Origin of the sequence: Nocardia anaemiae NBRC 100462 (assembly GCF_001612725.1) — a bacterium.
GTDB lineage: Bacteria > Actinomycetota > Actinomycetes > Mycobacteriales > Mycobacteriaceae > Nocardia > Nocardia anaemiae.
Genome location: NZ_BDAZ01000019.1, coordinates 18,181 through 41,927, shown reverse-complemented (window position 1 = coordinate 41,927; position 23,747 = coordinate 18,181). Strand labels below are relative to the sequence as shown.

The window sequence follows — 23,747 nt, the reverse complement described above, 5'->3', positions numbered from 1 at the left end:
CGCGATGTTCACCGATAACGCCCAGCGGCGATGGGTGGAGTTCGCCGAGATCGACAATGTCCGCGACCTCGGCGGGCTTCCGGTGACCGGCGGCGGCACAACCAGATTCGGCGTCGTCTACCGATCCAGCACACCGCAGCATCTCACTGCGGAGGACCTGGCCGTCCTGACCGGCCCGGTCGGCCTGCGCACACTGATCGACCTGCGCAACCCGGACGAGGTGCTGCGCGAGGGTTACGGCCTGCTGACCGGCAGTGCGGCAGTGCGCATGGTCAATCTTCCGGTGCGGAAGGCGACCGAAGTCGTCGCGACACCCGCCGAGCTGGTTCCCGACGGCAGAGACTACGACCTGGTCGCTCTCTACCGCGAACTTCTCACCGGCAGTAGCGAATCCATTGTGGCGGCGGCGCGGCTGATCGGCGACGCCGAGCGGCACTCGGTCCTCTTCCATTGCGCCGCAGGCAAAGACCGCACCGGCATCCTCGCGGCCATGGTGCTGGACGCGGTGGGTGTCGCCGCCGAGGCCATCGCCACCGATTACGCGCTCACCGGCGAACGCCTGGAACGCATCCGCGAACGCCTGGACGCGCTGCCGTCCTATCACGGGCTGCCGCCGGTCCGCACCGGCATTCTCGGCGTCGATCCGGATGTGATCATCCGGTTCCTCGACGAATTGCACACCACCCATGGCGGAGCGGCAGAATGGCTGCGCGCCAACGGATTATCCGGCACGGAACTCGCCAGGCTCCGCGCGGTGCTCGTCGGCTAGTTCCCGCGGTGGCGATTGTTCACCCGGAATTACCGCCCAAGGTCCAGTATGGTCACCAACGTGCACGACGATGTCGACTACGCGAAGCTGGTCACCCCGACCGAGAAGAAGAAGTTCGCCAAGCAGAACAGCTTGATGTACGGCGGGTTGATCGCCATCGGCGTCGTCATCCTCCAGGGTTTCCTCACGGCCTCGCCGCTCGGCACATCCGGGCGGATCTCCATGATCGCCTTCGCGATCTCGCTGCCACTGCTCGCGGTGCTGCTGATGCTCGACGAATGGCAGTCGGGCGAACAAGCGCCGAACCCGAGCATGACCGATGAGGCGGCCAAGGCCATTGCCCTGCTCAGCTCACTCGTCGGTGTGGTCGCGGCGTTCTGGCATATCGACTGGAGCGCGGGTGTCGCGGTGATCGCGGCCGGGGTAGTCGCGCTCGGCGTCTACGGAACGCATTTCAGCAGTACAAGTTTCAGCCAGGCGGTGCTGCGGCGTAACCAGCAGCGGGCTGCCGCGCGCGAGGCGACAGAATCTCAGTCGCTAGCTCCGCAACCACCAGTAGCTCAGTCCACTGCGCCCCAGCCGACAGCGAACCAGCCTGAGGCGCCCCAGCCCGCAACGCCGAAGCCAACGACACACGAGCCGATAGCGACCGAGTCAACGACGCCCGAGCCCACAGCACCGGAGTCAACGACACCCGAACCCACAGCACCGGAATCAACGACACCCGAACCCACAGCACCGGAATCAACGACACCCGAACCCACAGCACCAGAGCCGACGACGCCCGAGCCGACCGCTCCCGAGGCAACGTCGACCGTGCCCACAGCGCAGGATTCAACGGCATCCCGGACCACGGCGCCCGAAAAAACGGCACCCGCGTCCACAGCGTCGAAGCCGACGACGCCCGAGCCACCGGCACCTTAATCCTCTGCTCCCCAAACCCCAGTGGATCAGCTCGAGGCAGCACAGACCGCCTGAGCCATCGACACCCCTGTCCACAGGCCTGAGCCAAACGACATGCGAGCCCGCAGTTCCCGAGCCAACCTCGTAGCAACGGGACACCGTCCTCGAGCAGCCGAAGCCCAACAACCATCACCTGATATTCCGAAGACACGGCCCCGAAGCACCCACCAGTCCACTGACCCGCGACATCCCGATGCTCCAGACCTGACCTCAACGAGGTCCGCGCACGTCATCATGAGGTGTATGGCGACGCGCGAGGTGGTGAGAGCGGGCGCGTTCACGAGGATCTACAACCCCGGCGAGGGTGAACAGCATCCCTGGTATATCAACGACCACACCATCGTCCGCGACGAATCCGGCCGCTGGCACCTGTTCGGCATCACCCATCCCGAACCCGCCGACCCGTTCCACGAAACGGAATTCGCCCACGCCACCGCGGAGGAGATGCACGGGCCGTGGAGCAAGCGGCCATCCGCCCTGACCGTCGATCGGGACTACGGCGAAACACATCTATGGGCGCCGCATGTCATCGGCGTCGACGGCCGCTACTACATGTTCTACGCGGGCGGCGGCCCCGACCGCACCGCCGCCACCATCAACCTCGCCACCTCGACCGACCTGTTCCGCTGGACTCGCAGCCGCGCCGGACCGCTGTTTCGCGACGGCTACGACGCCAGGGATCCCATGGTCTTACGCATCGGCGAGAAATGGGTCATGTACTACTGCGCAACCAGCACACCGAGCGGCGGGCACCATGTCGTCGCCTATCGCACCAGCGGCGATCTCCGGCATTGGGGCGACCGCCATATCGCCTACACCGACCCGACCATCGGCACCGAAGCGGGCAACACCGAATCACCGTTCGTGGCGCACCACGGTGGCTGGTGGTACCTGTTCATCGGTCCGCGGCCGCATTACGTCGGCACCGACGTATTCCGCAGCGACAACCCCTTCCGGTTCCGCATCGGCGACAAGGTCGGCCATATCGCCGCGCACGCCGCCGAACTCGTGCGCGACGACGACCGCTGGTGGATCACCAGCGCGGGCTGGGCACAGGGCGGCGTCCACCTCGCACCGCTCGACTTCCCCACCCCGCGCACCGTCACCGCGGCCGTTCCCCGCTGAGCGATCGAACCATGCCCGCCACCAGCACCCTGATCTGCTCGAACGACGCTTCGGACACCGCGGGTGCGCCGACCACCGTGCGCATGACACCCAAGCCGAGTAGCAGCGCACCGATCAATTCCGCGCGCAATGCGCCGTCCGCACCGCCCAGGCGCGTGGCCATCTCCCGCAGATAGCCATCGCAGAGTTGCGCGCGCAACTGGTCGCGCATGACTTCATGACCGGCCGATCGCAGCCCCGCAACCAGTGGATGCTCACCGCCGAATTCTGGCCATTCCGCGAAGACGACATCGCGTAGCAGGGCATCCGCGATCGAAACGACGGGTCGATGTCGATCGGCCGCAACGCCTTTCGGGATCTCGATATGCATCGCCTCGGCATAGAGCCGTTCCTTCGACCCGAAGTACCGGAATACCAGCGCCGGATCGACGCCCACATCACCCGCGATATCGCGGACTCCGGTGCGGTCGAATCCGGTCGTGGCGAACCGGATCCGGGCGGCGTCCAAGAGTGCGGCTCGGGTGGCGGCACGGTCGCGCCGACGGCCCGGCGCTGCGGTTTCGGTCATTTGGTCAGCATAAGTCACCAAATGTTGACTTGTATCTCGAAGACTTCCTAGCCTCGATGTCATCGGCCGATGACTCATCCGAAAACGATTCGAGGAGAAGCGATTCGATGCGCACCTACGTGATAACCGGCGGTACCGACGGCATGGGCAAGGGTCTCGGCCTGCACTTCCTCGGCCGCGGCGACCGTGTGCTCGCGGTGGCCAGTGGCGCGGTCAAGGGCGCCCGATTCCTGCGCGAGGCCGCCGAACTCGGCGCCGCCGATCGAGCCAGCTTCATCCAGGCCGACCTGAGCACACTCGCGGGAATGCACCAGGTCATCGCGGAAGTCGCGGCGGTCACCGAGACCGTCGACGGCGTCGTATTCGGCGCGCAGAACTTCCGGTCCGCACGTCAGGAGACCGCCGACGGCTTCGAATACACCTTCGCCCTTGCCTACCTGAGCCGCTACGTCATCGGGCACGGGCTCTTCGACGCACTGGAACGCGCCGAAGCCCCGGTCATCATGAATATCGCTGGTTCGGGTGGACTGCCGGGCACCATCGAATGGGACGATCTGCAGCTGCGTACGGGATATCGCGGCATGCGCGCGGCCATGCAGTCCTCGCGCTGCATCGACCTGCTCGGCGTGGCATTTTCGCAACGTCATCCGGGAGCCCGCACGCGATATGTGCTCTACAACCCGCTGATGGTGCGCACCGCCATGGCCGACTCGCTGCCGACGGCGCACCGCATCCTCACCAAGACCTGGCTGCGGCTCGCCGGGCAACCGGTGCACAAGGCGATCGTCCCGATCGCCGAACTGATCGACCATCCGCCGACCGAACCGCTCGCCGCCTACCGGCGCCGCACGCGACTCGCATTGGCGGGCAAGGATTTCGATCCAGAGAGTGCCCGGCGACTCGATGCGATCACCGCGGAATTGGTCGACAGCCGGGTCACCGGCCGGTAACGACCTCGGCTCCGCTCGCCCGAAGCCGACCACCGGCGGCCCCCTTCGGATAGATAATCCTGGAGGGGGCCTGCGGGTTGGGAGGCGGTCGGGATGGCGCGGATCGGAGTCATGAGCCTGTCCGATGGGCGTGATTATGTGCACGCCGGGATAGCGGAGTTCATCGAGTCGGCCGAGGATCGGCTGGTCACAGCGTTGCGGGCGGCCGGGCACGAGGTGGTTCGCGGCCCGACGCAGATCAGTAGCAACGCACTGGCCGGATCGGTGGCACGCGAAGTGGCAACCGCCGGTGTGGATCTCACGGTGCTGCATTACGCGGTCTGGGCGTTCCCGCATTTCACCATGCTGGCCGCGGGCGCGACACCGGGTCCGCTGCTATTGCTGTCCAATATCGATCCGGTGCAACCGGGCATGGTCGGCATGCTGGCCGCGGGTGGTGCGTTGGATCAGATCGGCCGCGCGCACACCCGGTTGTGGGGCAATCCGGCCGATACCGAGCTGATCGAGGCGATCGGTACCCGGGCGACCGCTGCGGCCGCCGTATCGGGCTTGCGCGGCAGCACCTTCGGGCGCTTCGGCGGTCGGCCGATGGGGATGAATACGGCGGTCGCCAATACCGATCAGTGGCAGCGCCTGTTCGGCATCGATGTCGAGGAGATCGACCAGTGGGAGATCGTGCGCCGCGCCGAACAGGCCGATGCCGGTGAGGCGAAGGGCGCGCGAGAGTGGTTGGAGCGCAATACCGCCGGTGTGCACTACGACGGTGTGAAGCTCACTCCGGAATTGCTGGAACGCCAGATTCGCTCGTATCTGGCGGTGCGTGAGCTGATCGAGGAATGGCGGCTGGACTTCTCGGGCATCAAGGGCCAGCCCGAGCTCACCCAGTATTTCGCCACCATGGATATCACCGAGGCGTTCCTCAACGATCCCTATGATTGGAACGGCCCCAAACAACCCCATGTGTGTGCGACCGAAGCGGATATGGACGGCGCACTCACTATGCGGCTGCTGCAGCAGATCGCCGACACCCCGGTGCTTTTCGCGGATGTCCGGCATTATCACGCGGACCGCGATATCTGGGATCTGTGCAACTCGGGCCAGCACGCCACCTGGTTCTCGGCACGCAGCGAGGAGCCGACCGAGAATCTCGCCAACGTACATCTGTATCCGGAGGTGTTCTTCTTCCCGGCGGGCGGTGCCTCGGTGCATCATTTGGCCGCGCCCGGCCGCATGACCCTGGCCCGTCTCACCCGCAAGGACGGCGACTATCGAATGCAGTTGATGCTCGGCGATTTCGAGACCTATGACCAGGCGACCAATGAATCGCTGATGAAACAGTCCACCTGGGAATGGCCGCATGCCTTCGCCCGATTGGACGCACATGCCGAGGATTTCCTGTCCCGGTTCGGCGCCAACCATATACACGCCGTCCCCGGCGACCATCGTGCCACCGTTCGGGCGGCCTGCGATCTGCTCGATATCACCCTCGACGAGTTCACCCGATGACGAGCGCATTCCTCGGCGTCGATATCGGGCCCTCCAGTTCCAAGGGTGTCCTGGTGCTGATCGATGATCGATACGGCCGGCCGTGACCGTCCCGGGTTCGGCATCGGAACTCTGGCGGCTCGACGCCGCACGGACCCGCTCGATCAGTGCGGAGAATCCGACCGGCTCCCCCGGTGCGGGAGCCCGCGCGATCGAGGGCACCGGCGCACATGCGGCACGGCTGCTCGGGCCAGGCTGGAAGATCTCTCCGTCGATTCACCTCGACGCGGGCGAAACCGTCACGCTCGCGGATATTTCCGGCCCCGGTGTGTTGCGCCATTGCTGGCTCACCACCGACCGTGCGGTGCTGCGACAGCTCACCCTGCGCATGTACTGGGATCGCGAACCCCAGCCATCGATCGACCTGCCGCTCGGTGATTTCTTCTGCAACGGCTGGGACGAGCTCGCGTTGGTGCGCTCCGAGATGGTGGTGGTCGCTCCCGCCGGTGGTCTGAACAGCTTCTGGCCCATGCCTTTTCGTGTGCAGGCCAGGATCACACTGCACAATGGCAGTGATCGTGCGGTGCCGGTCTACTACCAATTCACCTATAACGAGGAAGACGTCCCGAACTCCGCCGGATATCTGCACGCGCTACGACGCCAGAGCACGCCACTCGGCGAGCCCACCGTGCACACAATTCTCGACACCGTGCCGGGTCCCGGCCGATACGTCGGCACTTATCTGGCGATTCGCCCCGGCGCGCCGGGCTGGTGGGGTGAGGGCGAGCTGAAGTTCTACCTCGACGGCGACACCACCCATCCGACCCTGTGTGGCACCGGCACCGAGGATTACTTCGGTGGCGCATGGAATTTCGACCTCGACGGCGCGTACCGGACATATTCGACGCCCTACCTCGGCCTGCATCAGGTCCTGCCGCCCGATCAGATCTATCAGCCGGATCAGCGATTCGGCATGTACCGCTGGCATATTCGTGATCCGATCTGCTTCCAGGACGAGTTGCGCGTGACGATGCAGGCGCTCGGCTGGCACGACGACGGCACCTATCTCCCGCTGGCCGAAGCCGATATCGCGACAACGGCGCTGTGGTACCAGAGCCGCCTAACCTCGGTCTAGCTCGTCATCATCCGGAAGTTCCATGGCGAGTAGCTCGTCGGCGCGGCTCAACGCATCATCCATCGCCGATTCGATACCGTCCATGACCGAAAGTCCGTCCAGCAGACCGGACAACTCGCGCCGGGCGGCCTCCAATTCCGCGACCGCCGGATCGACGCGATACCATCCGACACTGTCGCGCCACCAAGCGTTTTCGTCGATCCACGACCACATGACATCACGCACCAGCTCGGCATCGGGAGTGTACATCTGGAAGCACTCCGCCGATCCGGCCGCGCGGTGCTCGAGTTCGTACACACCGTCGGGGAGCAGGCGAGCCTGGATGTAGGCGTGCTCGCCGCGTTCGACCACGATCGCCGGATATTCCGGGTGGGGTGGTTCGCGCAGCAGATCATCCAGCAGCGGATCCGTCAGGGCGGGCAGTGTGGTTCCGTCGCCCGTGCGGACGTGCACGTCGACGTGCCGGTCCGGGTCGTCGTTCACCGCGACAGTCTGCCTCATCCGGAAATCCGCGATGCGGCGGGGCGAAATGCCACGGGGCGGCGGGGTTCGGGTGCAAGGTAGTGCTATGCGCGCGGTGGTGATCGAGAGGCCTGGGAAATTCGCGGTACAGAACGTGCCGGATCCGACGCCCGACCCCGGTGAGGTCGTGGTGGGGGTGGACACGGTCGGGATATGCGGCACCGACGTGCATATCGCCGATGGCGAATTCCCGCCGACGCAGTATCCGATCGTGCCCGGTCACGAGTTCGCCGGTTCGGTGGTGGCGCTGGGCACCGGGGTCGACGGTGTGCGGGTCGGCGATTCCGTCGCGGTCGATCCGTCGTTGTTCTGCGGGGCATGTCATTACTGCACGATCGGGCGCGGGAATCTGTGCGAACGATGGGGCGCGATCGGCGATACCGTCGACGGCGCGATGGCCGAATACGTCGCGGTGCCCGTCGCGAATTGCTATCGGCTGCCCGAGACGCTGTCGTTGACGCACGGCGCGCTCGTCGAGCCGCTGTCGTGTGCGGTACACGCGTTCGATGTGCTGCCGCATGCGCTCGGCGCGCATTATCTGCTGTACGGCGCGGGCACGATGGGTCTGCTGATGTTGCAGCTGGCGCGAGTCGCCGGGGCCGCGTCGGTGTCGGTGGTCGACGTCAACACCGACCGGCTCCCGGTGGCCATCGAGCTCGGCGCGGATGCCGCCGCCACCACCGCCGACGATTTCGACCGGTCGCGGGGTTGGGAAGTGGTCATCGACTGTACGGGCGCGATCGCCGCGATCGAGGACGGACTCGGCCGGGTGCGCCGGGGCGGGGTGTTCCAGCAGTTCGGGGTGGCGCCGGGTGCGGCCACCGCGTCGATCTCACCGTTCCGTATCTACAACGACGAGATCACCATTGTCGGTTCGATGGCGGTGCTGCACAGCTTCGGTCGCGCGGTGGAACTCATGGGCCGGGGCGCGATCGATGCGAACACCATCATCACCCACAGTTTCGGATTGGACGAATTCCCCGATGCGTTGGAGACATTCCGCGCTGGCATCGGGCGCAAGATCCAGTTGCGGCCGGGTGCGTGATGGCCACCGTCGCGGGGGTGGACAGCTCCACCCAGTCATGCAAGGTCGTCCTGTGCGATGCGGACACCGGCGAGATTCTGGACCAAGCGCATGCCCCGCATCCGCAAGGAACCGCGGTGCCCGCCGAATCCTGGTGGCAGGCATTGTGTTCGGCGGGCGAGGGATTGTTGGACCGGGCCGATGCGGTGGCGATCGCGGGCCAGCAGCACGGTTTGGTCACACTGGACGCCGACGGTCGGCCGGTCCGGGATGCGTTGTTGTGGAACGACATTCGATCCGCTGACGCGGCGGAAGAACTGATCGCGGAACTAGGCGGCCCGCAGGTATGGGCCGATGCCGTCGGCAGCGTGCCACTGGCCGCATTCACCGTCGCCAAGCTGCGCTGGCTCGCCGATCACGAACCCGAACATGCCGACCGCGCACACCGGGTGCTGCTTCCGCACGACTATCTGACCTGGCGGCTACGAGGTGGGTCATCCGATCCAACCGTCGAACCGACCACCGATCGCGGCGACGCCTCGGGCACCGGCTACTGGTCGCCCGCGACCGGTCGATATCGCCCAGACCTGCTCGCCCATGCCTTCCGAGGACGGAACCCCGAGCTGCCCCGCGTCGCCGGGCCCGCCGAAGCGGTCGGACGCACACCCGCGGGCGCGCTGGTCGCGGCGGGCACCGGCGATAATGCCGGTGCCGCATTGGGTTTGGGCATCACGGACGGCGATGTCGTCATCTCACTCGGCACCAGCGGCACCGTCTACACCCGCGCCGCCGCACCCAGCGCCGACGCCACCGGAGCCATTGCCGGATTCGCCGACGCGACCGGCGCATTCCTACCGCTGGCCTGCACGCTCAATGCCGCCCGCGTATTGGACGCCACCGCCGAACTGCTCGGCGTCGATAACAGCGGCCTGGAATCCCTTGCGCGCCAGGCGCCGCCGGGGTCGGAGGGCGTCGTCATGCTCCCCTACCTCTCCGGCGAACGCACACCGAACCTGCCGCAAGCCACTGGCAGTCTGCACGGTCTACGACCGGAAACCCTGCGCCCCAGCCATATCGCGCGCGCCGCTGTCGAGGGCATGCTCTGCAATATGGCCGATGCGCTCGACCACCTGCGCGCCGCGGGAATCCCGATCCGGCGCGTCCTGCTCATCGGCGGCGCGGCCCGCTCCGCCTTGGTCGCCGAAATCGCCGCCCAGATCTTCGGCCTCACGGTCACGGTCCCGGAGCCGAACGAATACGTCGCGCTGGGGGCCGCCCGACAGGCCGCGTGGGCATTGACCGGCACTGCACAGCCGCCGAATTGGCCCGCACGTACCATCGCCGAGATCCGCGCCCCCAGCGATGGTGGCGCGATCGGCAAGCGAATCCGGGCTGCGTACGCAAGCACCCGTCAGACCCTCTACGCTCGATGAATACGTTGCCGCGCTCCACCGGCCCGCCGATGAACTCGCCGACGGGTACCGCCTGGACGCGGGTCGCCTGACCAGTGCCACCTGATCTTGGTCGTGTTCAGTGCTCGGGTGAGTGGGCGGCGGCGGTGCCTGCTTTGCGGCCGAAGAAGGTGGCGTCGCCCAGGGAGGTGCCACTGATGTAGCCCTCGCCGTGGAGGCCGGAGGCGGCGCGACCGGCTGCGAAGAGGCCGGGGATGGGATGGGCGTCGAGGTTGAGGACTCGGCCGTCGAGGGTGGTGTGCAGGCCGCCGAGGGTGAAGACGGAGGCGCCGGTGCCGCGGCGATTGCCGGATTCCGCGGGCGGACGGACGCCCGCTTTCACGTCGATGGCGGCCAACGGCGGCGTCAGTGCTCGCAGCCAGCGCGGTGCCTTGTGGAAATCGGGATCGGTTCCGCGGGAGGCGAATTCGTTGTAGCGGGTGATGGTGGCGGCGAGGGCGCCGGGCGGCAGGGCGAGTAGTTCGTCGAGTTCGTCGATGGATTCGGCGACGTGGGTCGGGCGCACGCCCCAGCGTTCGCGTTCGGGCACCTCCTCGTAGCCCTGTTCGTCGAGCACCACCCAGACGTTCATATCCTGACCGAATAGCGCGGCCTGGCCGATGCGCCCGGGATAGGTGTCCTCGTTGACGAACCGTTGGCCGCGATGGTTGACGATCATGCCGCGCGCGGCGAAACCGGGAATCAGCGAGGCGCCGACCTGACCCGCCGACATATGCCGTACGGCGGCCCCGGCGGCCTGTGCGATGCGGATACCGCTGCCGTCGTCGGTACCCGCGCTCACCTTGGTGTGGCCGAGCAGTCGCGGCGCGTGGGCGGCGAGCATATCGTCGTTGTCGACGAAACCGCCGGTGGTGAGCACACATCCGCGTCGTGCCCGAATGGTGAACTCCGTGCCGTAGCGTCGGGCAACCACACCGACCACCGAACCGTCCTCGCCCAGGATCAGATTCGTCGCATAGGTGTCGTATTGCGCTGATACACCCGCTGATTCGGCCGTGGACACCAGACAGTCCAGCAGCAGTCGACCGCCGAAGTCGTTCGCGGTGGGACGGTGCCCGCGCGGGGCCGGGATCGCGATTTCAGTGAAGGGCCAACTGTTTTCGCCGAGCCACATGAGACCGTCATCGGTCGGCGGCACCCAGGCGGGGGCATCCCAGAGGCTGGGTTTGAACGGCACACCGCGCTCGACGAGCCAGTGGAAATGCGCCACGCTGTGCTCGCTGTAGTGCGCGATCTTCGCCACATCCGCGCCCGGCCCGAGCGCCGCCACCAGGAATGCCGCCATCTGCTCGGGACTGTCGTCGAACCCGCATGCCCGCTGAATCGGCGTACCGCCGCCGAGGTAGATCTCGCCACCCGACAACGCCGACGCGCCACCCGGCCCACCTGCCCGATCCAGCACCACAACCTCGGCACCGGCCTTCGCGGCCTCGAAGGCGGCGCACGCCCCCGCACTGCCGTACCCGACGACCAGCACGTCGGTCTCGATGTCATAGGACTTCACCTCGGCGGCGGCACGCGGCGCGACCGATTTCCGGACCGTCATGGCATCGAGGCTGCCGCCGGGCCGGCAATGCCGGAATCGATCATCTCGGTGGTCGAGCCGGGTACTCCCGTTCAGTGGGACTGGCACCGATCGCGGCGTCCCGCACTCGCGATGGTGTGTGAACGGCGTCACGTTCGCGTATCCCGGCGCCAGTGAGGAGAGGAAATCGATGCGGGTCCTGGTCACCGGAATCACCGAGCCGAGCGGTCGCGCGGTGGCGCGCATGTTGCTGGCCGCCGGGCACGAAGTGGCCGGGCTGGACCAGCGGTGGCATCGGTATATCGATCCGCGGGTGCGTTTCACGACCGACCACACCGCCGCAGTCGACGGCTGCGCGAGCGTCGTGCATCTGGCCGGAAGTGGACTCGTCGAAATCGCCGCCGCCGCAAGTGAAGCCGGTGCGCGCATGGTGGTTCCCCACTCGACGCGGCTTTCGGATCCGACGGCGGTGCTGCGTGCCTCGGGTGCGGACAGCGTGCTGGTGCGCACCGCACCGATAGCCGGTCGCCGGATCGGGCACGAAACCCGCCAGGCTCTGGAGCCGATCCTCGGTTCGAAGTCCGACGACGGATTTCAACTGCTGCACAGCGACGACCTCGACCGCTTCCTGGTACTGGCCGCCACCGCACTGCCGTCCGGTCACAGCGACGATGGGCTCGAGATCGTCGAACTCGCGGCACCCGGCGTTGTCACCACCGACGAGGTGCGCCGCATGATGCGGGAAGCGGGCCCACGCTACTCGGCCTGGGTACCAGGCTGGTCTCGTCGCCAGCCCCTCCTGGATCCCACTGTCGCACAGGAGAAGTGGGGATTCCGCTGCGGCTGGACGGCACGCGAGGTCATCGCCGATCTGGTGCGCGGCATGGTCGGCCGCAAGCCCGACGGCGGCGGCTTCCGCACGCGCCGGGGCGCAATCCCGCTGCCGTCGCACGTCATTCCCACCCGGGCCGCCACCTCGGACAACCATCCGCTCACCGATGTCGCCCCCGAGGGCCTCGAGGGCGAATTCGATGATCGGGTCGACGAGCGCTATCCGGTGCACACCGCAACCAATACCTCTGAAGCATTGCCCGGCCCGATGACACCGCTGACCATCGATCTGCAGGCCGGTGCCATCCGCCTCAGCAACGAGGCCATGGGCGAGATGATCGCACTCGACGGAATCGCCTTGGAGCACTGGACGAGTCGGGTCACCACCGTGCTCGGCCACCACATCTACATCAATGCCTCGATCGGTGTACTCGCCGCCGAGAATATGCCGGGCTGGGATGAGGAGAGCATCCGCCGCGACGCCTACGGCAATATTCCGGCCGAAATCGCCCTGCAGCCGCACGGCAAGCCGCCGATGCCGACGGGACTGGCCAGCACGCTGGCAACGGCGCGCGCGACGTCCCGAGTCATCGCCACCGCCCGCCGCTTCGGCAAGACGGCCGAACTGATCAATGCCGCATCGCATGCGGAAGCGTTGAACGCGAACGAAATCCACGCACTGTCCGATGAGCAGCTGCACGTGCGCGCCATGCTCTGGCGCGATCGTCTGCACCAGGCGTGGCAGGCCGCGGCGATCGGTGTGATGATGACCGGCGCCGCCACCGCCATCCACGCACGCGGCAAGAATGCGGGCGAGGTTCCGATCGATCTGAATCGGTTGGAATCGGCGAAACCCATGCTCGCGGTGGAACGCCTGGCCGAATTCTGTCGCGCCGACCCTGATCTCGCCGAGCTGGCGCGCGCCGGTGATATCGATGCGGCACGGGCGAAATCACCCGCCTTCGCCGCCGCGCTCGACGAGGAGTTGGCGAAGGTCGGACACCGAGGTCCCGGTGAATGCGAGCTGATCAACCCGACATTCGGTGACCGCCCCGCCCTGTTGCTGAGCGCCGCGGCCCGCGCCGCTCAAATGCAGGCTCCCAAGCGCGAATCCGTGGATTCATCGCCGAGCCGCACCGCGCGAATGGCCGCCGAAGCCACGGTTGCTCGGGAACGCGCACGCGACGGCGTCGTCCGGATCACCCACTGCCTGCGACTTGCCGTGCGCGAGTGGGCCGATCGGCTCGTTCGCACCGGACGACTGCGCGAAATCGACGATGCCTGCTATCTCACCTTGGACGAAATCTTCTGTCTTCCAGCGGATGCGGCCGACAAGGTGGCTCGCAGGCGCGCGGAACGCAGTCGATTGCAAACCATCAGAATGCCCGATGTCATTGCCGGACAATGGGAACCGGTCCCGGACGCGGCGGCCCTGACCGCCGATGAGAGCCTGACCGGCATCGGCGTATGCGCCGGTGTCGTGGAGGGCCGAGTGAAGCTGGTGCTGTCGCTGGATGACGATATCGAGCCCGGCGACATCCTGGTCGCCGCGGTGACCGATACCGGCCACACCGCCATGTTCGCCTACGCCGCCGCGGTGATCACCGATATCGGCGGCTCCGCATCCCATGCCGCGATCGTCGCGCGCGAATTCGGCATTCCCTGTGTTGTCGACACCAAGACCGCGACCACCAGGCTCGCCGACGGCCAGCGCGTGCGCGTGGACGGCGCGGCCGGAACGGTCACGCTGCTGGCCGACTGAGCGCAGCCCGAACTTGGGTCGCCGACCATATGCGGCCCTTGATGAAAGGAACACCCCTCGTGAAGAATTCGCGCGCTTTCCGCGGCACGATCGCGGCCGCGGCCGTAGTGCTGGTCGGCGTTCTCCCGGCGCTGGCCGGTCCAGCGTCAGCGGGTCCGGCGCTATCGGGTCCGGCCGTGCCGGTGCTGCGGTCCCCGGGCCAGGCCGATCGGCCGCTGGGTCTGGCGCATGCGCCGAATGCCCGCGATATCGGCGGCTACCCTGCCAAGGGCGGCAGCAAGGTGGCGACCGGTGTCGTGTACCGCGCCGACGCGCTGGCCAAACTCGACGCCAGCGAACAGCAGAAACTGGTGTCGCTCAATATCACTCAGGTGATCGACTTCCGCAGTCCCACCGAAACCGGCCGCGATCCCGATCGGCTCCCGGCATCGATTCGCCGCACCGAACAGCCGATCTACGACCCGGCCAATGACTTCTACCTCATGGTGGCGCGCCTGATCCAGGCCGGACCGACGGCACAGCAGGAAGCGCTCGGCGACGGCAAGGCCGCCAAGATCATGCGCGACTACTACGCCTGGTTCGTGTCCAATCCCACCGCACGCGCCCAGTTCGCCCAGGCCTTCACCGACATCGCGACCGCGCAGGGTGCGGTGCTCTACCACTGCACGGCGGGTAAGGACCGCACCGGCTGGATGACCGCGATCCTGATGAGCGCGCTGGATGTGCCGAAGGGACAGATCTACAACGACTTCCTGGACTCCAACGACAACTTGGCAGCCGGTAACAAGGCACTGCTGGACGGACTCGTCGCCCAGGGCTTGGTGACCGATCGCGCGCTGTGGGAGCCGCTCCTCGGTGTGCAGCGCGAATTCCTGGACGCGGCATTCGACCAGGTCCAGGCGTCCTACGGCTCGTTCGACCGGTTCGTCGCCGATGGTCTCGGCATCGACGGTGCGACGCTGGACGCGCTGAAGGCGAAGTTACTGACCAATCACTGAGCCTGTGCCGGTGTCACTGTGCGGGTGGCACCGGCCCGGTGAATCTGTCGGCCGCGTCGCCACGCAGACTCCCTGCGGGCAGGGTCCGTCCGCACAACACCAGCAGCAGATCCTGCGCCGAACCCGCGAGCACCGAACCCGAGCCGTAAGTGAAATCGAGATCGTCTGCCCGCAGTTCGATCCCGTCCAGGTCGACCCCGAAGAAGTTGACGCTCCTCGGTGAAAGCGCGCCGAGCACCAGTCGCATGCGCTCGGCTGGGATGACGCGGTCGAGCCCGAGCGCCACGGTGATATCCAAACCGTGGATGACATCGTGACTCAGCGCACCCGCATATCCGCCACCCGGCGGCTTCCACGGGTGATTCACATTGTCCCGCACCGCGGCGACCAGCTCTTCGGCCGTCAGCACCGCCGCGTCCGACCGCGCGCTCTTATCCGCCATCTTGTTGAAATTCCCACGCGCCTTGAGCATTTCGAGCGCGAACCGCGGCATGGACATCCGAAACGGCATGGTGATATGCGCGACCACCTCCCGCACCCGCCATCCAGCACACAATGTCGGCTCATCCCACGCCTCGGGCTCCAGCCCGGCCAGCATTTCCGCCAACTCACCCCGCTCCGCCTCGATCGCCACCCGCACCTCGGTCTCGCTCATCGCATCTCCTCCAACCCCTGGCCACCCCCTCCACCACCTAGGACGAATCCCCACCCCGAAACTCATCGGTCGACGAGGAAGCGATCAAGATCAGGTGGCACTGGTGGCGGGGGCTTCTCGCGTTTGCCGCCAAGGATTCCCCGTGATCACTTGTCCAGCTGGGGCGGAGCGTTGTTTCCCAAGGGTGGCAAGCGAATAACTTTGCGTGCTGGGGTGGCGGCGGCGACCATGCATGTTCGCTGCTGTTCGGCGGATCGTGCGGGAAGGTGAGACGGATGCGGCTGATCATGATCGATGGTGAGGCCGATGGCGGCGACGCCCTCGCACAGGGGCTCGAACTGCACGGTCATCAGGTGGAGCGCAAGCATCGTGGAGCGGATCTGCTCTTGGCGCATCATGGCTATCACGCCGTAATCCTCGATATGGGCCTGCCGGATATGGACGGGTTGCAGGTGTTGCGCAAATTGCGCGAGGTGAGTTCGGTGCCGGTGGTGATACTCGGTGAGCACGCCGATGAACGTTCGATTGTGCTCGGACTGCACAGCGGCGCCGACGACTATTTGGTCAAACCCGCGCGCATCGGCGAGTTGGCCGCGCGCCTCGAGGCGGTCACCCGTCGGGTCGGCGTTGCCAGTACCGCCCGGGGTAAGACGGTGACCAGCGAAGACGTTCGCGTAGATCTCGCGGCGCGCCGGGTGGAGGTGGCCGGGAAACTGGTTCCGCTCACCCGGCTGGAGTTCGAGCTGCTGCGCGTACTGGTCGAGCGCCCCGGAATCGCGGTCAGCCGTGAGCAATTGATGGACTGCGTCTGGGGTGACTCGATGCTGGCGGTATCGCGGAAACTGTATGTGCATATGGCGTCGTTGCGCGCGAAATTGGACCGCCCCGGATTGATCACGAATATCCGCGGCTACGGCTATCGCTGGGGTCCGGATCATTACGAAACCAACACCGAATCGAATTTGCTGCACGCGGTATAGCCGCCACCTCCGAGCGTTCCGATCACCGGGACTTGTTCCCGACGCGCCGCCACGGCCGCCATAGCGTCGAAACTATGGCGTCGTCCGGCACAACCGGTCGCGAGAACATAGGAGGACTCCCATGGGCCCAGCATCGCGCAGCGATTCGATGAGGGGTGGTGGCCGGGTGACGGGTGGGCCCAATAAGGTGCTCGATCGGGTTCGGGATCTGGTCCCGGCAATCCGGCAGCGAGCCGCGGACACCGATCTGCAGCGGCGGGTTCCGGTGGCGAGCATCCGGGAACTGACCGAGGCGGGGGTGTTCCGCATGCTGCAGCCGTCGCGTTTCGGCGGCGAGGAAGCCTCCCCCGTGGCGTTCTACGAGGTCATTCGCACGATCGCCGCGGCCTGCCCGTCCACCGGCTGGGTTTCCTCGGTGCTCGGCGTGCACCCCTGGCAGCTGGCGCTTTTCCCGTTGCGGGCGCAGGAAGAAGTATGGGGCGAGGATTCCGACACGCTCATCTCCTCGTCGTACGCGCCGACCGGTCGACTCACGCCGGTCGAGGGCGGTTACGAGGTCAGCGGACGATGGAGTTTCTCCTCCGGCTGCGACCATGCGCAGTGGGCATTCCTGGGTGCATTGGCCCCGGACGAGCACGGCAATCCCAAGGACTATCTGACAATCCTGGTGCCGCGCAACGACTATCGCATCGATGACGTCTGGCACGTGGTCGGCCTGTCCGGCACCGGCAGCAACGATATCGTCATCGAGAAGGCCTTCGTTCCGCATCACCGCGCCTACAGCGCCACCGAGCAATCACAGCTGCGCGGGCCGGGCCAGGAGGCCAATCCCGCTGCGCTGTACCGGATTCCATTCGCGGGCGTCTTCTCCAACACCATCACCGCACCGATCATCGGTGCCGCGCAGGGCGCGTACGAGGCGCATATCGAGCGGATGCGCGAGCGGGTCCGACTGTCCTACGGCGGGCAGAAGGTGGCCGAGGACGCATTCGCACACGTGCGGGTCGCCCGCGCGGGCTCCGAAATCGACGCGGCCATCCTGCAAATGGAATACAACATCTCCGAGCAACTGCGTTATGCCGAAGCGGGCGAAGAGATTCCGTACGAAATCCGGCTGCGCACCCGCCGCGATCAGGTACGCGGCACCGAGCGCGCGATCCAGGCGATCGAGCTGCTGTTCGACAACTCCGGTGGCCACTCGATCCGCAAACCCAATCCGATCGAACGCCATTGGCGCGATGCGCACGCGGGCAGCGTGCACGTCATCAACGATGTCGAGCGCGCCCTCGCCATGTTCGGCCGCGGTGAGTTCGGGCTGCCGGTCGAAGATCGGATGGTCTGATGGACGCGGCGGATACCAGTCGCCACATCACCGTCGACGGGCTGAAACTGCGCTACCACGAGGCGGGTTCGGGCCCGCCGCTGGTGCTGCTGCACGGCTCCGGCCCCGGTGTGTCGGGCTGGGCCAACTTCGGTGCCAACCTGCCGGTACTCGCCGAACACTTCCGCTGCCTGATCCTGGATCAGCCGGGCTTCGGCGCGAGCGAGCGACCCGAGGTGTACCAGCGCAACTATCTGCGCATCGCCGCCGACGCGGTGCTCGCACTGCTGGATCAACTGGAACTGCCGTCGGTGCACCTGCTCGGCAACTCCATGGGCGGTGCGGTGGCGACGCTCGTGGCGCTGGAACACGGCCAGCGCATCGATCGACTGGTGCTCATGGCGCCGGGCGGTGTCGGCGCCAATGTGCTGGGACCCGAACCGTCCGAAGGGATTCGACGGCTGCTCGACTTCATCGGCGAGCCGACCCGGGACCGCGTACTCGCCTGGCTGCGGACCATGGTCTTCGACGAGGCGGTACTCACCGACGAACTCGTCGAGAGCCGATGGGCCGCGGCGGCGGATCCGGCCGCCATCGCCGCGATCCGGGACGCCTACGCGACGTTCGCGAATCCCGCCTTCGCGGAACCTGTTCCGCTGTGGGCACGGCTGCGCGGATTGCGCAATGAGGTGCTGCTGCTGTGGGGTCGCGATGATCGGGTCACCCCGGCCGAGGGCGCGCTGCTGCCGTCGCGTCTGTTGCCGAATGCCGATCTGCGGCTGTTCGGGCGATGCGGACACTGGGTGCAGGTCGAGCGCAAGTACGCCTTCGAGCGCGCGGTCATCGACTTCCTGAACTCCGGCCTGTAGCGCCGATGCCGAGGCGACATAGGCATCACTATGTCCGGTCGATGTCGCGGTAATTCACGAGATCCGGTCGCGGGTTCGGAGCTACAGTCGGCCGGTGACGTGGACCGCACCCGAGATCACCAGAACCAAGCCGCCGCTGGTCGCCGACGAGCGAACCATGCTGCAAACCTGGCTGGACCTGCACCGCCGCACCCTGCTGTGGAAATGCGCCGGGCTCGAGGCCGAACAGCTGAAGCGGCGCTGCGTCGCACCCTCGACGCTATCGCTGCTCGGCCTGGTCCGCCATCTCGCCGAATGCGAACGCGGCTGGTTCCGCATCGCCAGCTGCGGTGAACCGCTGGATTACCTGTACTGCAGTGAAGACAACCCGAACGGCGATTTCGACGATATCGCCAATGCCGATGCCGCCGCGGATCTGGCGACGCTGCACGCGGAGATCAAGTCGGCCGACGCCGCCGTCGCGGGCCTACCCCTGGACCACGTGTTCACCCATCGCAATACCGAATACAGCCTGCGCTGGGTCTATGTGCACATGATCGAGGAATACGCGCGACACAACGGCCACGCCGACTTCCTGCGCGAACGCATCGACGGCGCGACCGGCGACTGACCCGTCAGATCTCATTCCGGCTGACCCATGCGGCGATCTGGGTCCGCGAGGTGAAGCCCAACTTGGTGAGAATGTGGTCGACGTGACTCTCGACGGTCCGAATCGAAATCACCAACTCACTCGCGATGCTCTTATTGCTGTGACCCGCCCCGATCAACCGCGCGACTTCCCGTTCCCGCCGGGTGAGCACATCCGCCGCAACGGTTTTCACCGGCGCGGTAGGCAGCGGGGTGCCGAGCGCGAAAGCGACCGCCTCCTCCAGTCCCAACGCCGCGCCCGCATCGAAGGCGGCCTGGAACTCCTTCTCGCCCATCGCATCGCGTACCTGCAGGCGCACCTTGTCGCCGACGAATTCGGTCATCTCATGGGCGAGTCGCTGGGTGCTGCCGCGGCGCACCGTCGATGCCGCGCCCATCAGCCGCGCCGCACGGTTCAGATCGCCCGCGGCCGAGGCCACCCACGCGAGTCCATCGAAACCGGATGCCGTCCATACGCACCGGTCGAACAGGCTGAACAGCTCGACCGCCTTGTGTAGCTCCGCGATCGCCTGGTCCTGCTGACCTTTATGCCAGCGGTCGGTGCCAACGGCCCAGTGTCCCAGACCGCCCAACAGGTGCGAGCCGTAGTCCTTGGTCTTGGCGAGGAATCGATCCGCTATCGCGCCCGCCCGCTCATCGTCGAGCACCAGCGCACACACATACGCGAAGGCCAGACTCTCCATCTCGACACCGTGGTGGGCGCAGGCTCGCGCACGGTCCGATGCGGCTTCGGCGATATCGAGTGCCCCTCTGGGTTCGTCGTTGGCGAATGCCAATAGTGCGGCGAGCAGGGCATGTTCGACGAGCACATCATCGGCATCGAGTTCGGTTGCGATGTCCAGACATTCGTCCGCGAATCGCGTCGCGGTCTCCGGATCCGAAAGCATGGCGGCGATCACCGAGGCGGCGGCCAATGCCCGCGCTCGATCCTTCGAATGGTCGAGATCCTTCTCCAGCGCCTCCAGCAGCCAGCGATAGCCCTCCAGCAGGAAGCGGTAATGCTCCCAGAACGGTCGCAGTTCCGTCGCGATCTCCAGTGCGCGATGGGCGCTTTCCGGATCGGCGAGCGAGAACTGCAGTGCCGCACGCAGATTCGGATGTTCGCGAGTGACGTCACGGAACCAGGTGACGTCCTCGCTCCCCCAATACGCGGTGCGTCCCCGCGCGGCGATCCCGTGGTAGTAGTCGCGATGACGCAGCCGCACCGCCCGCTCACCACCCCGGGCGACCAATCGCGCCAACGCGAACTGACGCAATGGCTCGAGCATGGTGTAGCGCCCGGTACCGTCGCTGTTCTGCCGGTGGCCGAGCACCGACTTGTCCACCAACCCGGTCAGTGCGTCCAACAGCGCGTCCGGGACCGTGCAGACCGCCTCCGCGGCCTCCAGATCGAAACCGCCCGCGAAGACCGACAGCTGCTCCCACAGCCGCCGTTCGTCGGGGGTGCACAGGTCGTAGCTCCACCGGATCGCGGCCTCCAGGGTCTGCTGGCGTTCCGGTGCGGTGCGCAACCCCGCGGTGAGCAGCCGCATCGCATCGTCCAGACGCGCGAGCACCTGATCCGGCGTGAACATCCGCAACCGCAGTGCCGCCAGCTCGAGCGCCAGCGGTATACCGTCCAGGCGACGACAGATCGCCGCCAGCGCCCCGCGATTGGCATCGGTGACTCGGAAGTCTGGATTCGCGGCGACGGCCCGATCGATCAGCAGCCGCAACGCATCGCTGTCGACGTGCGCCGGACGTGTCTCGTGCTCGTCGACCTCCGGCACCGCGAGCGGTAATACCGGCATGACCTGTTCCCCGGAGACCCCGAGCGGCTCGCGGCTGGTCGCGAGGATCCGCACATCGGTGGTCGCCGGAATCAACCGGTCCACGAGTTCGGCACACGCGCCGATCAAGTGCTCGCAGTTGTCCAGGATCAACAGCAGGCTCTTGTCGGCGAGGAATTCGGTCAGACCGATGACGGGGGAAGTGGTGTCGTCGCGCAGACCGAGCGCCTGCGCGACGCTCAACGCCACCAAGTCCCCATCGTGCACATGCGCCACCTCGACCAGCCAGACGCCGTCGGGAAAGGCGCGGCGCACCGTCTCCCCCACCCTTCGGCTGAGCCGAGTCTTCCCGACACCGCCCGGCCCGGTCAGGGTGAGCAGCCGGGTACTGGACAGCAGCTTGCGTGCCGTGGCGACCTCGGCGTCACGACCGACGAAGCTCGTCACCTCAGCGGGGAGGTTCCCTGTCACGTGCCGCACCACGCTGCATACCTTTTCATGCGCGGCCGCCGTCCCGGGCATTTTGACCGAGATGTCGTATTGGTACCCGTTAGGAGACTATCGCGTTCGCGGCTCGGATGACGGCGGCCAGCGATGCGGTGTGGACGGAATCGCCGCGTCCGCAGGCCCATCCGGTCCGTGCGCCGATGCGGTACTCGAGGTAGGTGATCGCGGTCCCGCCGATGGACTGTTGGGTCGAGCCGAGTACCTGGACCGGATAGCCCACCCGAGCCAGTGCCGCGGTGAGCGCCTCGATCGGACCGACACCGCGATGTTCGCTGCGCTCGGTGACACCACCAACGCTCAGGGTGATCTCGGTGAACGCGTCGGTCGTGCGCCATCGGGTCAACTCGACCGATCTCGCCTCGGTGTTCAGATAGGTCGCTTCGAACAGCTCGTACAGTTCGGCGGCGGTGATCTCCAGACCGGTGTCGTCGGTACGCGCCTGCACTTGCCGCGCGAAATCGATCTGGAGTCGACGCGGCAATTCCAGGCCGTATTCGGATTCCAGAAGATATGCGATTCCGCCCTTGCCGGACTGCGAATTCACCCGGATCACCGCATCGTAGCCGCGTCCGATATCGGCCGGATCGATCGGCAGATATGGGACATGCCAATCGAGTTGGCGTTCATCGGTACCGGTCGCGGCCGCCCGTTCGCGATGTTCGGCCATCCCCTTCTTGATCGCGTCCTGATGGGTGCCGGAGAACGCGGTGTGCACGAGATCGCCGACGTAGGGATGCCTTTCGTGGATCGGCATGCGCGTGCAGAACTCGACGGTCCTGCGGATTTCGTCGATATCGGAGAAGTCGATCATCGGATCGATGCCCTGGGCGTGCAGATTCAGCGCCAGGGTGGCGATATCGACATTGCCGGTGCGTTCGCCATTGCCGAAGACGCACCCCTCCACGCGTTGGGCTCCGGCGAGTACGGCCAGTTCCGCGCACGCGATACCGGTACCGCGGTCATTGTGCGGGTGCACGGACAGGACGACGCTCTCGCGCCGGGCCAGATTCTTGTGCATGTACTCGATCTGGTCGGCGTAGACATTCGGTGTCGCGATCTCCACAGTGGCGGGCAGATTCAGAATCACCGGCCGCTGCGGGGTGGCGTCCCACAGGGTCGTCATGCGGTCGCAGATATCGAGGACGAAATCCGGTTCGGTCAGGTTGAATACCTCGGGCGAGAATTCGAACCGCACATTCGGCAGCGCACCGGCGAACTCGAGCACATCGCGGCCGCCGGATACGATCAGCTCGCGGAGTTCGCCGGTGTCCTTGCCCAGCACCACATTTCGCCACACCGGCGCGGTCGCGGTGTACATGTGGATGACGACCTCGTTGCGGATACCGCGCACCGATTCCACGGTGCGTTCGATGAGATCGCGTCGGGCCGGGGTGAATACCACGATCGTGACATCCTCCGGCGCGATATCGGTGCGCGCGATCAGGCGGACGAAATCGAAATCGGTCTGCGATGCGGACGGGTAGCCGACCTCGATCTCCTTGTAGCCCATGGCTACCAGCAGTTCGAAGAATCGCTGCTTCCGCACCGGATCCATGGGTTCGGCCAGCGCCTGGTTGCCGTCGCGCAGATCGACCGGCACCCACAGCGGTGCGTGGGTGAGCCTGGCATTCGGCCAATCGCGTTCGGCGAGTGGCACTTCCACCCGATCGTAGACACTGCGATAGCGGTGCGACGGCATCTGCGAATGCCGCTGCCTGTTCCAGGCCGAGACGGCACCGGCGGGCGTGGCAATGGTGGGGAACATGGTCATGATTGCTGCTTCCTGGCCTTCGCGGCCGTCACAGAGAACGGTGACCGGCCACGACGGAGCCCCACGGCGGGCGGCCGGTCGTCAGGCCCCGCCGTGGC

Annotated in this window: 20 protein-coding genes; 14 read left to right on the top strand and 6 right to left on the bottom strand. The window is 66.4% G+C overall.

All coding sequences use genetic code 11. The annotated features are described in order from the left end of the window. Positions 1 to 4 precede the first annotated feature (4 nt). From NA5_RS13410 to NA5_RS13400, 3 genes are all read left to right on the top strand, one after another. Positions 5 to 769 carry a tyrosine-protein phosphatase gene (locus NA5_RS13410; RefSeq protein ID WP_062985568.1) on the top strand — a complete coding sequence of 255 codons (765 nt, stop codon included), beginning with the start codon at positions 5 to 7 and terminating at the stop codon, positions 767 to 769. A gap of 48 nt (positions 770 to 817) precedes the next feature. Beyond that, entirely contained in the window at positions 818 to 1,693 is an 876-nt protein-coding gene (locus tag NA5_RS13405) for a hypothetical protein (RefSeq protein WP_062985566.1), read from the top strand. Between the two features lie 282 nt (positions 1,694 to 1,975). Beyond that, positions 1,976 to 2,857: a glycoside hydrolase family protein gene (locus tag NA5_RS13400; RefSeq protein ID WP_062985564.1), complete on the top strand. Its 882-nt coding sequence runs from the start codon at positions 1,976 to 1,978 to the stop codon at positions 2,855 to 2,857. Here the strand turns inward: NA5_RS13400 and NA5_RS13395 are convergent. Continuing rightward, positions 2,835 to 3,425: a TetR/AcrR family transcriptional regulator gene (locus NA5_RS13395; protein WP_062985562.1), complete on the bottom strand. Its 591-nt coding sequence runs from the start codon at positions 3,423 to 3,425 to the stop codon at positions 2,835 to 2,837. The genes NA5_RS13400 and NA5_RS13395 overlap by 23 nt on opposite strands. 107 nt (positions 3,426 to 3,532) lie before the next feature. Here NA5_RS13395 and NA5_RS13390 point away from each other — a divergent pair, with 107 nt between their 5' ends. From NA5_RS13390 to NA5_RS13380, 3 genes are all read left to right on the top strand, one after another. Next, positions 3,533 to 4,375, top strand: coding sequence for an SDR family NAD(P)-dependent oxidoreductase (locus tag NA5_RS13390; protein WP_062985560.1), 843 nt, complete (start codon positions 3,533 to 3,535; stop codon positions 4,373 to 4,375). 93 nt (positions 4,376 to 4,468) lie between these two features. Then, the gene (locus tag NA5_RS13385; RefSeq protein WP_062985558.1) at positions 4,469 to 5,881 is read left to right on the top strand and encodes an L-fucose/L-arabinose isomerase family protein; all 1,413 of its coding nucleotides are present in this window, start codon (positions 4,469 to 4,471) and stop codon (positions 5,879 to 5,881) included. Between the two features lie 82 nt (positions 5,882 to 5,963). Next, positions 5,964 to 6,995 carry a glycoside hydrolase family 172 protein gene (locus tag NA5_RS13380; RefSeq protein WP_062985556.1) on the top strand — a complete coding sequence of 344 codons (1,032 nt, stop codon included), beginning with the start codon at positions 5,964 to 5,966 and terminating at the stop codon, positions 6,993 to 6,995. Here the strand turns inward: NA5_RS13380 and NA5_RS13375 are convergent. After that, complete coding sequence (locus tag NA5_RS13375; RefSeq protein WP_062985554.1) at positions 6,981 to 7,496, bottom strand: hypothetical protein; 516 nt, start codon at positions 7,494 to 7,496, stop codon at positions 6,981 to 6,983. The two genes, NA5_RS13380 and NA5_RS13375, sit on opposite strands and share 15 nt — an antisense overlap. Positions 7,497 to 7,563: 67 nt before the next feature. Here NA5_RS13375 and NA5_RS13370 point away from each other — a divergent pair, with 67 nt between their 5' ends. Together NA5_RS13370 and xylB are read left to right on the top strand one after the other, a co-directional pair. Then, positions 7,564 to 8,562, top strand: a complete 999-nt coding sequence (locus NA5_RS13370) for a zinc-dependent alcohol dehydrogenase family protein (RefSeq protein ID WP_062985552.1) — start codon at positions 7,564 to 7,566, stop codon at positions 8,560 to 8,562. Further along, positions 8,562 to 9,974, top strand: coding sequence for a xylulokinase (xylB, locus tag NA5_RS13365; RefSeq protein WP_062985550.1), 1,413 nt, complete (start codon positions 8,562 to 8,564; stop codon positions 9,972 to 9,974). Before NA5_RS13370 ends, xylB begins: the two co-directional genes overlap by 1 nt. A 97-nt stretch (positions 9,975 to 10,071) precedes the next feature. On the opposite strand, the gene NA5_RS13360 is transcribed toward xylB, so the two are convergent. Next, entirely contained in the window at positions 10,072 to 11,559 is a 1,488-nt protein-coding gene (locus NA5_RS13360; protein WP_062985548.1) for an FAD-dependent oxidoreductase, read from the bottom strand. A 169-nt stretch (positions 11,560 to 11,728) separates the two neighbouring features. On the opposite strand from NA5_RS13360, the gene NA5_RS13355 reads away from it, so the two are divergent. Then, positions 11,729 to 14,131, top strand: a complete 2,403-nt coding sequence (locus NA5_RS13355) for a PEP-utilizing enzyme (protein WP_169811295.1) — start codon at positions 11,729 to 11,731, stop codon at positions 14,129 to 14,131. A 59-nt stretch (positions 14,132 to 14,190) separates the two neighbouring features. Next, positions 14,191 to 15,129 carry a tyrosine-protein phosphatase gene (locus NA5_RS13350; protein WP_245672217.1) on the top strand — a complete coding sequence of 313 codons (939 nt, stop codon included), beginning with the start codon at positions 14,191 to 14,193 and terminating at the stop codon, positions 15,127 to 15,129. Positions 15,130 to 15,142: 13 nt separating this feature from the next. Here NA5_RS13350 and NA5_RS13345 read toward each other — a convergent pair whose 3' ends face one another. Then, the gene (locus NA5_RS13345) at positions 15,143 to 15,784 is read right to left on the bottom strand and encodes a maleylpyruvate isomerase family mycothiol-dependent enzyme (protein WP_062985542.1); all 642 of its coding nucleotides are present in this window, start codon (positions 15,782 to 15,784) and stop codon (positions 15,143 to 15,145) included. A gap of 275 nt (positions 15,785 to 16,059) precedes the next feature. Between NA5_RS13345 and NA5_RS13340 the strand changes: the two genes are divergently transcribed. The 4 genes from NA5_RS13340 to NA5_RS13325 all read left to right on the top strand — a co-directional run bounded on the left by NA5_RS13340 (position 16,060) and on the right by NA5_RS13325 (position 19,564). Beyond that, positions 16,060 to 16,764: a response regulator transcription factor gene (locus NA5_RS13340; RefSeq protein WP_062985540.1), complete on the top strand. Its 705-nt coding sequence runs from the start codon at positions 16,060 to 16,062 to the stop codon at positions 16,762 to 16,764. A 148-nt stretch (positions 16,765 to 16,912) separates the two neighbouring features. Further along, positions 16,913 to 18,106, top strand: a complete 1,194-nt coding sequence (gene hsaA / locus NA5_RS13335) for a 3-hydroxy-9,10-secoandrosta-1,3,5(10)-triene-9,17-dione monooxygenase oxygenase subunit (protein ID WP_062985746.1) — start codon at positions 16,913 to 16,915, stop codon at positions 18,104 to 18,106. Beyond that, positions 18,106 to 18,954 carry an alpha/beta fold hydrolase gene (locus NA5_RS13330; protein WP_062985537.1) on the top strand — a complete coding sequence of 283 codons (849 nt, stop codon included), beginning with the start codon at positions 18,106 to 18,108 and terminating at the stop codon, positions 18,952 to 18,954. The genes hsaA and NA5_RS13330 overlap by 1 nt, the downstream gene beginning before the upstream one ends. A 94-nt stretch (positions 18,955 to 19,048) precedes the next feature. After that, positions 19,049 to 19,564 carry a DinB family protein gene (locus tag NA5_RS13325; protein ID WP_062985535.1) on the top strand — a complete coding sequence of 172 codons (516 nt, stop codon included), beginning with the start codon at positions 19,049 to 19,051 and terminating at the stop codon, positions 19,562 to 19,564. Between the two features lie 4 nt (positions 19,565 to 19,568). On the opposite strand, the gene NA5_RS13320 is transcribed toward NA5_RS13325, so the two are convergent. After that, positions 19,569 to 21,842 carry a helix-turn-helix transcriptional regulator gene (locus NA5_RS13320; protein ID WP_245672216.1) on the bottom strand — a complete coding sequence of 758 codons (2,274 nt, stop codon included), beginning with the start codon at positions 21,840 to 21,842 and terminating at the stop codon, positions 19,569 to 19,571. A gap of 79 nt (positions 21,843 to 21,921) precedes the next feature. Continuing rightward, positions 21,922 to 23,577 carry a 2-isopropylmalate synthase gene (locus NA5_RS13315; RefSeq protein WP_062985744.1) on the bottom strand — a complete coding sequence of 552 codons (1,656 nt, stop codon included), beginning with the start codon at positions 23,575 to 23,577 and terminating at the stop codon, positions 21,922 to 21,924. Positions 23,578 to 23,747: the final 170 nt, after the last annotated feature.